This is a genomic window from Streptomyces cyslabdanicus, assembly GCF_052663305.1.
In genome coordinates this window covers 94,318-106,881 of sequence record NZ_JBQRUW010000041.1, presented here as the reverse complement: position 1 = coordinate 106,881, position 12,564 = coordinate 94,318, and the positions used below count along the sequence as shown (strand labels likewise).

The following is a 12,564-nucleotide window of genomic DNA, read 5'->3' as shown; positions in this document are numbered from 1 at the left end:
AGGGCTCTGCGGCGCGGATTCCACGGGTTTCGGCATTGCTCCCCGAGTTTTGCGTGACCCCTTGACCATGCTCCGCATCACCTCTACGTTCCCGTCATTCGGTCGAAAGCGTCCGTATTACGGAAGTAGGCAGCGATGACTGTCGTGTCCCCGCTTCATTTGTTCGACCTCAGAGACAAGACGATCCTGATCACCGGAGCCTCCGGTGCCCTGGGCACTGAGGCAGCCCGTGCCCTCACCACAGCCGGAGCCAACGTGGTACTGGCAGGTGGAAACGCGGATGCTCTTGAAAAACTCGTTTGCGAACTGCCGGAGGACCAGGTAGCGACCGTGCACCGGCGTCCCGACAGCCCCGCTGACGCCGAGGCGATGGTGGCCCGGGCGGTCGAGGCGTTCGGACGTCTCGACGGCGTGCTGGCCTCGGCCGGCGTCAACAAAGTCGCGCCCATCGTCGACATGCCCGTCGCGGACTTCGAGACGGTCATGGACGCCAATGTCCGCGGCGCGTGGCTGACCTGCCAAGCGGTCGGCCGCCGGCTTCTCGCGCAAGGAGAGGGCGGAAGCGTCGTGCTGGTCTCGTCGACCCGCGGCCGGCTCGGGCATCCCGCGGGGTACAGCGCGTACTGTCCCTCCAAGGCCGCGGTCGACCTTTTGGCCAAGAGCCTGGCCGCCGAGTGGGGCAAGGACGGGATCCGGGTCAACGCCCTGGCGCCCACGGTGTTCCGGTCCGAGTTGACCGCGTGGATGTACGCCGATGATGCCAAGGGCAGCGCGACCCGCGATGCCATGCTCAGCCGCATCCCGCTCGGCAGACTCGCCGAACCCGACGACTTCTCCGGCGCGTTGATCTACCTCCTCAGCGACGCCTCGGCGTTCCTGACCGGCCAGGTCCTGTATCTGGACGGTGGCTACACATCGTGCTGACATCGCCGTCCGAGCCGTCCGAGCCGTCCGAGCCGTCCGAGCCGTCCGAGCCGTCCGAGCCGTCCGAGCCGTCCGACCGTGAGGCGACGCCGGGCGTGCTCCCCACCGGTGACGCCACGCGTTTCCGCTCGGTCGCCGTCGTCGGCGCCGGGCTGATGGGCCGACGCCTCGCAGGGGTCTTCGCGTCACGGGGCCTGATGGTCACCCTCACGGATGCGGACCCCTCGGTTCTTCCCGAAGCCGGCCACGAGGCGCAGCGCCTGGCGCGCGAACTCGGTGACCCTCCGGGTTCCGTCCGCACGGCCGTGCACCTGGAGGAAGCCCTCGACGGGGCGGACCTGGTCACCGAGGCCGTGGCCGAGAACCTTCAGCTGAAGCGCAAGCTGTTCACGGAGATGGCCGGGCTTGCACCGACCGCCGTTCTCGCCTCGAACTCCTCGGTCCTTCCCATCACTTCCATCTCCGAGTACGTCGACGATCCGAGCAGAGCCATTGGCACCCACTGGTGGAATCCCCCCGATCTCATCCCGATCGTCGAGGTCGTTCAGGGCGAGAGCACGAGCCTGGGTGTCGTCGCGGATGTGATGGCGCTGATGGAGCGCTTGGGGAAGCGGCCGGTCTGGGTGCGCAGGGACGTTCCCGGCTTCGTCGGCAACCGACTCCAGCACGCACTGTGGCGCGAGGCGATCGCGCTGGTCGCCGAGGGCGTCGCCGACCCCGAGACCGTCGACCTGGTGGTACGCGACACCATCGGGCTGCGGCTCGGGGAGATGGGCCCGCTGGCCAACGCCGACTACGTCGGACTGGACCTCACACGCTCCATCCACGAAGCCGTCTTCCCGGCCCTGGACCGGTCAGTGACGCCGCATCCGGTACTCGACGACCTGGTCCGCGCGGGCCGTCTGGGCGCCAAGAGCGGTCAGGGCTTCCTCACCTGGCCCACGGGAGCGCGAGAGGTGGCAGGCGCCGCGCTCGCGGCTCACGTCTCAGCGGAGCTCGCCGCACGGCTCGACGTCGGCGCGTGAGTTCCCCGCGGCCGGCTCCCTCTTCCTCTATCCACGTTCCCGTATTCACGGTTTTCCCGACACGAAGGAGAGTCAGATGACCTACACATGGGCGGAAGGCCCGGGCGAGCAGGATCTCGAGTTCTACGACCTGTCCCACCCGTGGGGGCATGGCGTACCGGCCTGGCCGTACTTCGAGGATGTGAAGATCGAGCGGCTCCACGGCATGGCCAAGAGCCGGGTACTGACCCAGAAGATCACCACCGTGATGCACTCGGGCACGCACATCGACGCGCCGGGGCACGTGGTGGAGGGCACCCCGCTCCTCCATGAGATCCCGCTGCGGAACTTTTTCGGCACCGGCGTCGTGCTCGACATCCCCAAGCAGAAGTGGGAGGTGGTCACCGCCGACGACCTGGAGAAGGCCGCCTCGGTGACCGAGGTGCGGCCGGGTGACTTCGTCATCGTCAACACCGGCTGGCACCGGAAGTACGCCGACAGCGCCGAGTACTACGCGTACTCGCCCGGCTTCTACAAGGAGGCCGGCGAGTGGTTCGTGGAGCGCAGGGTCAAGGCGGTCGGCTCCGACTGCCAGGCACTCGACCACCCTCTGGGTACGGCCATCGGCCCGCACGGCCCCAGCGAGGAGGCCGGTGGACTGCTGCCGTGGGCGGTGCGCGAGTACGAGGCGGAGACGGGCCGGCCCGCCAAGGAGGACTTCCCGTACTGGGAGCCCTGCCACAACGCCATCCTGAACGCCGGCATCTACGGCTTCGAGAACATCGGCGGCGACCTGGACAAGGTGACGGGCAAGCGGATGACTTTCGCGGCCTTCCCCTGGCGCTGGGTGGGCGGCGACGGCTGCATCGTCCGCCTCGTGGCCATCGCGGACCCCAAGGGCACGTACCGCATCGAGCGGGGCTGAGGACCGATGGCTGCTCGCATCGTCCGGGGAGCGGGTGCACCCGCCTACTTCCCGCCTCTCCACGAGGGCGTCGACGCCCGGCGCCTCCAGGGCCACGAGGCCGGCCCGACCGAGCGGTTCTGGTTGGGGGAGTCGCACTACCACCCCGCGGGCACCGCCCTGACCTCGCCGGCCGCCGAGGAGACCGTCTACTACGTTCTCGACGGCGAGCTGACCCTCGTCGTCGGGGCCGGCCCGGCCGAGACGCTGGGTCCCGGAGACACCGTCCACCTGCCGCGCGGTACCGTCCGCTCGCTCGAGAACCGGACCGACCGGGGCGCCCGCCTGCTCGTCGTCATCGCCACACCGACCCCGGAGAAGCGACCGTGAGCGTCGTCGTCACCGTGGCCCCGACCGGGCCGATAGCCCAGCGCAGCGACAACCCGTCGCTGCCCACCCAGCCGCACGAGATCGCCGAGGCCGTCGAAAAGGCGTACCACCTCGGCGCCTCCGTCGCACACATCCATCTGCGCGACGAGCAGGACCGCCCGACCGCCGACCTCGGCATCGCCCAGCGCACCATGGATCTCATCGCCGAGCGATGTCCGATCCTGGTTCAGCTCTCCACGGGCGTCGGCCTGGCCGTGCCGTTCGAGGACCGTGAGCAGCTCGTGGAGCTTCGCCCGCGGATGGCGACGCTGAACCCGTGCAGCATGAGCTTCGGCGCCGGTGAGTTCCGCAACCCGCCCGCCGGTGTGCGGCGGCTCGCGGCACGGATGCGGGAGCTGGGGGTGAAACCGGAACTGGAGATCTACGACACCGGACACCTGGACGCCTGTCTGCGACTCCGTGACGAAGGACTTCTTGAGGAGCCGCTGCAGTTCAGCATCGTCCTCGGCGTCGCCGGCGGAGCGGCCGCCACCGCCGACAACCTGCTCACCCTCGTGCGCCGCCTGCCCGAGGGAGCGATCTGGCAGATCATCGCCATCGGCAGGGCGAACCTGAACCTGACGGCCATGGCCCTGTCCCTGGGGGGCAACGCTCGTGCCGGGATGGAGGACACGCTCTACCTCCGCAAGCGCGAGCTGACGCAGGGCAACGAGCCTCTCGTGGCCCGCACCGTCCAGCTCGCACGGAGCCTGGACCTGGGAATCGCCTCGGTCACGGAGACCGAGTCCGTACTGGGGCTGCGGCCGCGCCCCTGATCCGACGGAACGAGAGGAATAGACCATGGAACTGGACGAGGTGTCGGCTCTGCTGCACTCGGAGCCGCTGCAACTGGAGACGGGATACGAGCGGCTGCCTTCAGGGGTGCTGCACGTGGCTGTCCGCACGGACATGCACCGGTGCTTGGGAGAGATGTTCGAGTGGTGGTTCCGGTGGAGGTGCGACACCCAGAAGTACGTGTGGTGGCACCCCGCCGACCACGTCTCCTCAGTATGGGAGGGATCGCTTTCCGACGACACACACGTCGGAAGTGAGCACGTGGTCACGGAGCGCCTCACGGCGCTGCCGGCCGAGGACCTTGTGATCCAGTTCCGCGACCCGTCCGAGTTCTTCGAGGCGAAGGAGTACGAGTCGGCGCGGCGCGAACAGCGCGTCTCGTGTGCCGTCCTCGGCCGTGTGGGCTTTGGGCACGAACCGCACCGAGGCCCGTCCGGCGAGGTCTTGGGTGGGCGGTTGCTGCACGTGGGCCGCGACACGGAGTGGGGGCTGGCGATGCGCAGCCACTTCTACCTCGGGCAGGATCTTCCGGCCACCGGAGCCACCCCCGCCGAGGTGGAGGAGGCAGTTCCCACGGAGCTGGCCGGGGAGTTGCTGCAGCACTGCTACAACGAGTTCACCTACCTCTCCCGCTTCCTGCCCTCGCTCTTCATCGCCGAGCACCGGGACACCCGCCCGCCGAAGATTCCGTGGTGATCCGTGCGCAGGGGCAGGATGGGGACATGACTTCACCATCCGACGAGACGAGCGCACGGAGCCACAGCGGTATCCAGGTGATCTCGCGGGCCGCCCAGATGCTTCGCGCGATCCGCGAGACACCCGGGGGGCTGACCCAGTCCGACCTGGCCCATCGGCTCGGCCTTCCCAGGACCACCATCCACAGGATCCTGAGTGCCCTGGAGGACGAGGAACTCGTCGTGTCGAGCAAGGGCGTGCGCGGACGCTACCGGCTGGGGCCGGAGATCGCCCGTCTCGCCGAAGCCGGCACCCGCGACGTCGTGAGACTCCTGCGCCCTTTCCTGCTCGACCTCTCCGCTCGTCTGGTGGAGACCGTGGACCTGTCGGTGCTGAACGGAGGGGAGATCACGTTCCTCGACCAGGTGGAAGCGCCCCATCGCCTGCGCGCGGCGAGCGCGGTGGGGGAGAGCTTCCCCCTGCACTCCTGTGCCCCGGGGAAGGCGATCCTGGCCACGCTCACGCCGAGCCGGATGCGTCAGCTTCTTCCGCGGCGGCTGCCGGCTCTCACGTCGCGCACCATCACCAAGTTCCCTGATCTGTTGGAACAGGTGAAGGAGATCCGTGAGACCCAAGTCGCCTACGACTATGAAGAGCAGAACGACGGCATCTGCGCGGCGGGCGTGGCCTTCGAAGTGGCGAGCCAGCAGATGGCGGTGAGCGTCCCCATGCCGGCTCAGCGCTTCCACGGCCGCGAGGAGGAGTGCGCACGGGCACTGCTGGCGCTGCGGGACCTCGTCGCGAAACAGGAATGGGCGTGAACCGTCCGGCGGGGGAGCCGGTCTGATCCCTCACCCGGCGCGGGGGCACGGTGGGCCCTGTCAACTGCCCTGACTCACCCTGCCGTGTCCCCGGACCGTCTCCGTCAGGAGCCGCCGATGTGTTTCGCTGCCTACAGCCAACAGGCCCATCGACAGTAGCCCTGAGCGTTCCCGGGCAGGGGCACGAGCCCTCCCAATCCCCCACCACCACCTCTCACTTCCCGACTCGCACACGATCTACGGCCAGGGGGGACAACCCGAGCAGACCCGCGACCACACCGTCTTCACCAACTGGCCTTTTCGCCAACTGGTCCATTCAACGACTGATCCGCCCGCGACCCCCAGTCCGCCGGAATGAAGGATCCGTCGCCGCTGAAGCCCGGTGACACCTTCACCGTCACCCTCACCGTCAAGGGCATCGGCACGGTCTCCCACATCGTCGTGCCCGAACCCGTACCCGTACCGCTGCCCGCAGGGCGACGCCGCTCGCGGGAGCGGCCGTGACTCATCTCCGCCCCGAACGGCACCTGGGCTCGTTCTCGGATCCCCGACGAGGACCCGCTGCATCACCGGCAGACACGTTCGTCGTCACGTACCACTGTGCCCGCTGCTCACTCTTCGGAGACGCACATGACGCACCACACCCATCCGACTCCCCCGGCAAACAGACGCGCCGGACGAAGGCGGCTCGCACTGGCCGCCGCAGTGGTCATGCTCAGCGCCGGCTGTGCGGCCCCCGGCGGCACAGCCGCCGCCGACCGTCCGCTCGTGGTCGGCATTGCCATCGCCACCCTGGACCCGGTGCTGGCCAACCAGATCCAGAACGACCTTCCGGACACGGGGCTCTACGAACCGCTGCTCGACTACGACAAGACCGGGGCCATCCGGCCGCGCCTGGCGGCGAGTTGGAGTGTGGCACCTGACGCCCGCTCGGTGACGCTCGCGCTGAACCCGAAGGCAACCTTCGCGTCCGGCACCCCGGTGACCGCGGCGGATGTCGTCTACACGCTCGACCGCACCAGGGCCGTCGGGACCGGAGTCGCCTCCGTACTGGCCGACTTCAAGCACGCCGAGGCACTCGACGACCATCACGTGCGCATCTCCCTAACCCGGGGCGACGTGGCCTTCCTGGGTGGCCTCAGCCAGATCTACGTGCTCGACTCCAAGGTGGTCCGGCAGCACGAGGGTACGGACCACGCCCAGGCATGGCTCGCCTCGCACGCCGCCGGCAGCGGCCCTTACACCAGGGAATCCTTCGCCCAGGGCTCCGAGATCAAGCTGAAGCTCAATCAGAATTACTGGGGTGGCAAGCTCGCCGGACGGCCGGGCGAGATCGTGCTCAGCGACGTCAACGACAACAACGTGTCACGCAACGGGCTGCTGGCCGGGCAGTACGACGCCGCCCTTCAGGGAAGCCGGAACGCCGCGTCGTTCCGGAACAACTCGAAGTTCCGGGTGGTGAAACGGAAGTTGGTGAGCCAGAACTACTTCTGGTTCAACACCAAGCGCCCCGCACTGTCGGAGGTCAGGGTGCGCCGGGCCATCGCCCTCGCCTTCGACTACTCGGGCTTCACCACGAGGGTGGAGGGAGGCGACGCCACCGTCGCCGACGGCATCCTCCCCGTGGGGATGTCCTGCCGCGTCGCCACCGGGCGCTCCCATCAGGACAAGGCCGAGGCGAAGCGGCTGCTCACGGAGGCGGGCGTCAACCACCTTCGGATCACGGGCGAGTACCAGACCTGGAACCCCGAGCACGTTCAGGCGGCGACGCTCCTCCAGTCCGACCTGCGCGACATCGGCGTCACCCTCGACCTCAAGCAGGTCACCTTCCCCGCCTACGTCGCCCAGCTCGCCAAGCCCGAGACCACGCCCGACCTGATGTACCTGCTCGACGGCCCGCTACTTCCCGACTCCGGGCCGACGCTCGAACGCACTTACTCCACTTCGGCCATCGGTCGCGGCAGCAACTACGCCAACTACAGCAACCCCAAGGCCGATGCGCTGATCTCCAAGGCGGTCTCGGACACCGACGCGAGCAGTCGCTGTGCGGAGATCCAGCGGGCCCAACGGATCATCGCCGACGACCAGGTCTCCCTCAACGTCTCCAACAACGTCCAGACCATGGTCGTCCGCAAGGGCATCACAGGGCTCGGCGACGGCGACGGCTACCGGTTCCTCGACCTGACCACGATCCGGCAGACGGGGGCCAGATGAACGCGACCGTCCGCCGCCTGGCGTCGCGTGTGCTGAGTACCCTGCTCACGCTCTGGGGTCTGGCCACCGCGATGTTCCTGATCAACCAGCTGATCCCGGGCGACCAGGCCGCGGCCGCCGCCGGACGCGACGCCTCGCCGGAGCAGATCGAAGCCGTCCGCATCCGTCTCGGCCTGGACCGCCCCGTGTGGGAGCAGTACGCCCTCCACCTGGACCGGTTGGTGCACGGTGACTTCGGCACCTCGACGGTGACCCTGCAGCCGGTGCTCACCGACCTCGGCCGCCTGCTGCCCTCCTCGGTCGAACTCGTCGTGGCCGCGATGGTGTTCGCTCTGGTCGCTGGTTCGGTCCCGGCTCTGTTCGATGCGTCGCGGGGGCGGCCGGCGGGCGGCGTCATGCTGCGCCTGACCGCGGTCACGGCGGGCGGCGTTCCCGCTTTCTGGCTCGCCTTCCTGCTGCAGTACCTGCTCGGCACGCGGTTGGGCTGGTTTCCCGTCGCCGGCCGGCTCTCGCAGGGCCTGGACGTGCCCACCGTCACCGGGATGACGACGGTCGACGCCGTGCTCAGCGGCAGCCCCACGGCGGTGAGTGATGCCCTGGCACACCTGATGCTGCCCGCGATCGTCCTCGGGCTGGCGCCGGCGGCAGCGCTGTTCCGGACCCTGCGTACCTCCCTGGCCACCGAACTCTCTCAGGACTACGTCGTCGTGGCCCGATCGAAGGGAGCCTCCATGCGGCAGATTCTCGTGCGGCACAGCCTGCGCAACGCGGCGATCCCCTCGCTGAGCCTCGTCGGCCTCCAGGTCGGCTGGGCGTTCGCCGGCGTCGTCCTGGTCGAGTCGGTCTTCACCCGGCAGGGCATCGGCTCGTACCTGGTGACCGCTGTGCAGCAGAAGGACAGTCAGGCCGTCTTCGGCACAGTGATGTTCACCGGCGCGATCGTGGTAGTGGTCAACCTCCTGGTCGACATCGGCCAGTCGGTGCTGGACCCCCGGATCCGGCGCGTGCGACTGGCGGCGGCATGAGCACCGCGTCCCTCACCCCGATCGCACGCCTCTGCGCCCTGGTGCGACCGCGTCGTAGGCGGTGCTCCGCGTGGGCGGACCGAGCGGTCCTGATCCTGGTGGTTCTGCTGGGCTTGCTCGTTCTTGTAGGCCCCTACCTCGCCCCCTACGACCCCTACCGGTCCGACGCCGCCATGCAGTTGCTGCCGCCGAGCGGCGCGCATCTGCTCGGCACCGACGACCAGGGACGCGATGTCCTGAGCCGGCTTCTGGTCGGTGCCCGTCCCACCCTCCTGTCAGCGCTTGTGGTCGTCGGCCTGGGAACCGCGATCGGCGTCCTGGTCGCCGCGTTGGCGGCCCTGGGTGGCCGCTGGGCCGACGAGGTGCTGATGCGCTGTTGCGACATCCTGCTCGCGCTGCCCGGCCTGATGCTGGCCCTCGCGATCGCCGCGGCCCTCGGCTCGGGTCTCACCGCGAGCATCATCGCGCTGGTGGTGGCGACCTTTCCGGCCACGGCACGGCTCGCCCGCGGTTCGGTGCGACGCACCATGTCGGCCGCCTACGTGGAGGCGGCCCGGGCGACCGGGGTGTCGCGGCCGGTGCTGATGGTTCGCCATGTGCTGCCCAACTCGCTGGACGAGGTACTGGTCAACGCCACCTTCCAGATCGGCGGCGTCACGCTGATCATGTCCGGTCTGGCCTTCATCGGTGTCGGCGCACAGCCCCCGAGCGCCGAGTGGGGTGCCATGGCCGCCTCCGCCTCCGCGTACATGGGCACGGACTGGGCCGCAGCCGTGCTGCCGGGGCTGCTCATCACGGTGTCGGTGGTGGCCTTCGGCCTCCTCGGCGACATGCTCCAGGTCCGGCGCGATCCCGCTCTGCGAGGTGGCCGATGACGACGACTTCCTCCTCCCCGCTGCTGACGGTGCGAGGGCTCACCGCCGACGTCCCCCGGGCCCGACTGGTCGACGGTGTGCAACTGGACGTCGCGGCAGGAGAGTTCCTCGCTCTCGTGGGTGAGTCCGGATCGGGCAAGAGCGTCACCGCGCGGGCCCTGACGCGGCTGGACCCCGACGTGGTCCTCGGTGGGGAGGTCCTGCTGGACGGCCGGAACCTGCTGGCACTGCCCGAGCGTGAGCTGCGCGCCGTACGCGGCGGCCAGGTCGGCATGGTCTTCCAGGACCCGCTGCGGGCCTTCAACCCGGTGCGCACGGTCGGCGTCCAGGTCGCCGAACCGCTGCTGCTGCGCGGCACCCCGCGCAGACAGGCCCTGGACCGGGCCGCGGAGCTCCTCGACGACATGGGGGTCCCGCGGGCCCGCGAGCGGCTCACGGCCTACCCGCATGAACTCTCCGGCGGGATGCGGCAACGTGCCGCCATTGCCATGGCCCTGATCGGCGGCCCCAGGCTGCTCGTCGCCGACGAGCCCACCACGGCCTTGGACGTCAGGGTCCAGGAGAAGGTACTCGCCCTCATCCGGAAAGCCGGCGACGAACGCGGACTGGGTGTCCTGTTCATCACCCACGATCTCGGCCTGGTGGCCGGATATGCCGACCGCGTCTGCGTCATGTACTCCGGCCGACTGGTCGAACAGGCCGAGACCGAGGCACTGTTCACGCACCCACGGCACCCCTACACCCGTGACCTGCTCGCCGCGGTGCCGCGGCCCGACCGACGCGGTGCCGAGCTCGTCGCCATACCTGGCTCCGCGCCCGCACCCGAGCGACGGCCGGCCGGCTGCGCCTACCACCCGCGCTGTGCCCAGCACCTGGACCGCTGCCGCACCGAGACTCCCGCGCTGCGTGCCAGCGCCGCCTGTCACCTGCTGGATCCGGTGCCCGAGGAGGTGCCCACCGCATGAGCGAACTCCTACGCATCGACGGACTGTGCAAATCGTTCAAGGGAGTTCCCGTCCTCGACAAGGTCGGAATGTCCGTCGCCGAGGGAGGGGCGGCCGGCCTGGTCGGCGAGTCCGGCTCCGGCAAGACCACGCTGATCCGCTGCCTGATGGGCCTGGAGACCCCCGACGAAGGGGTGATCCGCTACCGCGGGTCCGATCTGGCAGGCGGCTCTCGTGAGCTGTGGCGCAGGTTCCGCGGCGAAGCTCAACTCGTCTTCCAGGACCCCTACTCCAGCCTGAATCCGCGCCGAACCGTCGAGCAGCTGGTGGCCGAGCCGCTGACCGTCCACCGCCGCGGACTCGACCGGGCGCAGCGCCGGACCCTGGTGCTGTCGGCCCTCGAACGGGTGGGCATGGACGGCGCGGACCTGCTCCGCCGCCACCCGGTCTCCTTCTCCGGCGGCCAGCGGCAGCGCATCGCCATCGCCCGCGCCCTGGTGCTGGAACCGCACCTGCTGGTGTGCGACGAACCGGTGTCCGCTCTGGATGTCTCCGTGCAGGCCCAGGTCGTCAACCTCCTCCGCCGGGCATGCCGGGACCTCGGCACCACCTTGCTGTTCGTCGCCCACGACCTCGCCGTGGTCGGGCATCTCTGCGACACCGTCACCGTCCTCGCACACGGCCGCGTCGTCGAGCATGGCCCCACCGGCCAGGTCTTCACCTCTCCGGCCGAGGAGTACACGCGCGAACTCCTGGCCGCCGTCCCCGTCCCGGATCCCCGAGCGGCGCGCACCCGCCGCGAGCACACCCAGGAAGGCAGAACCTCATGACTCCACGAGGCAGGACCCGATGACTCCATCCAACGCCGAGCGCAGCCCCCGCATCGGCACCGACATCCGGCACATCGAGGGCACCACTCTGTGGGGCCAGGGCCCCGAGCTGCTCGACGCGGTGGCCGCGCAGGGCCTCGACGGCGTCAACATCCGTACTCTGTACGAGCTTTCGCCCACGTTGGACCGCGGTCGCCTGGCCGAGTTCGCCTCCCACGCCGATGCCCTGGGACTCTACGTGGAGATGGGCATCGGCAGGGTGAACCCCTTCAATACCGCCGAGCTCCCCGCGGTCCGGGCACTCGGCCAGGGCGACTACCTGGCAGCGATGACCCGGATGGTCGAGATCTGCGCCGACCGGGGCTGGCACACCCTGTGGACGGCCTGCGGCGGCTTCACCTTCTTCCCCGGCATCCACGCCACGGACCGGTACCGCACCGACGCGGACTGGTCCGAACAACTCCGGATCACCGAAGCGTTCCTGAGGAAGCTGGCACCGGTGCTGCGAGCGAACGGCTGCCGCCTCGCGGTGGAGACCCACGAGGAGATCACCAGCCACGAGGTCGTCCGCCTCGTCGAGGCGGCCGGTCCCGACGCCGTCGGCATCTGCCTCGACCCCGGCAACCTGCCCCTCAACGGCGAGGACCCCATGGCCGGGATCCGTCGCGTCGCCCCCTACGTCGTCAGCACCCAGCTGCGCGACGTGGCGCTGTGGCCGCGGGTCGGCGAGATCAGCCGGTTCCTGGCCCCCTGCGGCGAAGGCGTCCTGGACTGGACCGAGGTGCTACGGCTGCTCCTGGACACAACTCCGGACCTGAACCTGACCATCGAGGGCATCGGCGGCACCCGCGCCGAGCTCCGCGTCCCCTGCACCGACACGGCATGGCTCGCCGGCCAGCCCGACCTCGACCCCGCCGAGATCGCCGTACTCCAGCAGCTCGCCACCGACTACCGCAAACGAGCCGAAGCCGGCACCGCACCCGGGCTGGACCTGCTGGAACTCCACAGCGACACCTGGCGCGCAGCGCACGACGACTTCGTCTACACCTCCGCCGCACACCTGCGCGCCTGCGTGGCCGCGCTCGCCTGACCCGCCCCCGCCCTCCCCCGATCAGAAGGGACCC

Annotated in this window: 13 protein-coding genes and 1 pseudogene; all 14 read left to right on the top strand. The window is 69.6% G+C overall.

Annotation, left to right across the window (positions count from 1 at the left end):
• Nucleotides 1-135: 135 nt before the first annotated feature.
• Nucleotides 136-924 carry an SDR family NAD(P)-dependent oxidoreductase gene (locus tag ACTYVM_RS24420; protein WP_445528005.1) on the top strand — a complete coding sequence of 263 codons (789 nt, stop codon included), beginning with the start codon at nucleotides 136-138 and terminating at the stop codon, nucleotides 922-924.
• Nucleotides 918-1,949: a 3-hydroxyacyl-CoA dehydrogenase family protein gene (locus tag ACTYVM_RS24415; protein ID WP_445528004.1), complete on the top strand. Its 1,032-nt coding sequence runs from the start codon at nucleotides 918-920 to the stop codon at nucleotides 1,947-1,949. Before ACTYVM_RS24420 ends, ACTYVM_RS24415 begins: the two co-directional genes overlap by 7 nt.
• A gap of 76 nt (nucleotides 1,950-2,025) precedes the next feature.
• Nucleotides 2,026-2,853, top strand: a complete 828-nt coding sequence (locus ACTYVM_RS24410; RefSeq protein WP_376545609.1) for a cyclase family protein — start codon at nucleotides 2,026-2,028, stop codon at nucleotides 2,851-2,853.
• A 6-nt stretch (nucleotides 2,854-2,859) separates the two neighbouring features.
• Nucleotides 2,860-3,222, top strand: a complete 363-nt coding sequence (locus tag ACTYVM_RS24405; RefSeq protein ID WP_445528003.1) for a cupin domain-containing protein — start codon at nucleotides 2,860-2,862, stop codon at nucleotides 3,220-3,222.
• Nucleotides 3,219-4,037, top strand: coding sequence for a beta-keto acid cleavage family enzyme (locus ACTYVM_RS24400; RefSeq protein WP_445528002.1), 819 nt, complete (start codon nucleotides 3,219-3,221; stop codon nucleotides 4,035-4,037). Before ACTYVM_RS24405 ends, ACTYVM_RS24400 begins: the two co-directional genes overlap by 4 nt.
• Nucleotides 4,038-4,062: 25 nt before the next feature.
• Nucleotides 4,063-4,752: a DAPG hydrolase family protein gene (locus tag ACTYVM_RS24395; protein WP_445528001.1), complete on the top strand. Its 690-nt coding sequence runs from the start codon at nucleotides 4,063-4,065 to the stop codon at nucleotides 4,750-4,752.
• Nucleotides 4,749-5,552 carry an IclR family transcriptional regulator gene (locus ACTYVM_RS24390; protein ID WP_445528000.1) on the top strand — a complete coding sequence of 268 codons (804 nt, stop codon included), beginning with the start codon at nucleotides 4,749-4,751 and terminating at the stop codon, nucleotides 5,550-5,552. Before ACTYVM_RS24395 ends, ACTYVM_RS24390 begins: the two co-directional genes overlap by 4 nt.
• A gap of 351 nt (nucleotides 5,553-5,903) precedes the next feature.
• Nucleotides 5,904-6,056: pseudogene (locus ACTYVM_RS24385) on the top strand (fumarylacetoacetate hydrolase family protein); the annotation flags it as partial.
• Between the two features lie 264 nt (nucleotides 6,057-6,320).
• Entirely contained in the window at nucleotides 6,321-7,766 is a 1,446-nt protein-coding gene (locus ACTYVM_RS24380) for an ABC transporter substrate-binding protein (RefSeq protein ID WP_445527999.1), read from the top strand.
• A complete protein-coding gene (locus tag ACTYVM_RS24375) occupies nucleotides 7,763-8,791 on the top strand; it encodes an ABC transporter permease (RefSeq protein WP_445527998.1) in 1,029 nt (342 codons plus the stop codon). The genes ACTYVM_RS24380 and ACTYVM_RS24375 overlap by 4 nt, the downstream gene beginning before the upstream one ends.
• Entirely contained in the window at nucleotides 8,788-9,666 is an 879-nt protein-coding gene (locus ACTYVM_RS24370) for an ABC transporter permease (RefSeq protein WP_445527997.1), read from the top strand. The genes ACTYVM_RS24375 and ACTYVM_RS24370 overlap by 4 nt, the downstream gene beginning before the upstream one ends.
• Complete coding sequence (locus tag ACTYVM_RS24365) at nucleotides 9,663-10,631, top strand: ABC transporter ATP-binding protein (RefSeq protein WP_445527996.1); 969 nt, start codon at nucleotides 9,663-9,665, stop codon at nucleotides 10,629-10,631. Before ACTYVM_RS24370 ends, ACTYVM_RS24365 begins: the two co-directional genes overlap by 4 nt.
• The gene (locus ACTYVM_RS24360; RefSeq protein ID WP_445527995.1) at nucleotides 10,628-11,440 is read left to right on the top strand and encodes an ABC transporter ATP-binding protein; all 813 of its coding nucleotides are present in this window, start codon (nucleotides 10,628-10,630) and stop codon (nucleotides 11,438-11,440) included. The genes ACTYVM_RS24365 and ACTYVM_RS24360 overlap by 4 nt, the downstream gene beginning before the upstream one ends.
• A gap of 19 nt (nucleotides 11,441-11,459) precedes the next feature.
• Nucleotides 11,460-12,530, top strand: a complete 1,071-nt coding sequence (locus ACTYVM_RS24355) for a sugar phosphate isomerase/epimerase family protein (RefSeq protein ID WP_445527994.1) — start codon at nucleotides 11,460-11,462, stop codon at nucleotides 12,528-12,530.
• The last annotated feature ends 34 nt before the right edge of the window (nucleotides 12,531-12,564 follow it).

Excerpts from the sequence above, each read along its gene's own strand:
- ACTYVM_RS24355 (WP_445527994.1), top strand. The coding sequence starts at position 11,460 with ATGACTCCATCCAACGCCGAGCGCAGCCCCCGCATCGGCACCGACATC.
- ACTYVM_RS24365 (WP_445527996.1), top strand. The coding sequence starts at position 9,663 with ATGACGACGACTTCCTCCTCCCCGCTGCTGACGGTGCGAGGGCTCACC.
- ACTYVM_RS24405 (WP_445528003.1), top strand. The coding sequence starts at position 2,860 with ATGGCTGCTCGCATCGTCCGGGGAGCGGGTGCACCCGCCTACTTCCCG.
- ACTYVM_RS24360 (WP_445527995.1), top strand. The coding sequence starts at position 10,628 with ATGAGCGAACTCCTACGCATCGACGGACTGTGCAAATCGTTCAAGGGA.
- ACTYVM_RS24410 (WP_376545609.1), top strand. The coding sequence starts at position 2,026 with ATGACCTACACATGGGCGGAAGGCCCGGGCGAGCAGGATCTCGAGTTC.
- ACTYVM_RS24375 (WP_445527998.1), top strand. The coding sequence starts at position 7,763 with ATGAACGCGACCGTCCGCCGCCTGGCGTCGCGTGTGCTGAGTACCCTG.
- ACTYVM_RS24370 (WP_445527997.1), top strand. The coding sequence starts at position 8,788 with ATGAGCACCGCGTCCCTCACCCCGATCGCACGCCTCTGCGCCCTGGTG.
- ACTYVM_RS24395 (WP_445528001.1), top strand. The coding sequence starts at position 4,063 with ATGGAACTGGACGAGGTGTCGGCTCTGCTGCACTCGGAGCCGCTGCAA.
- ACTYVM_RS24420 (WP_445528005.1), top strand. The coding sequence starts at position 136 with ATGACTGTCGTGTCCCCGCTTCATTTGTTCGACCTCAGAGACAAGACG.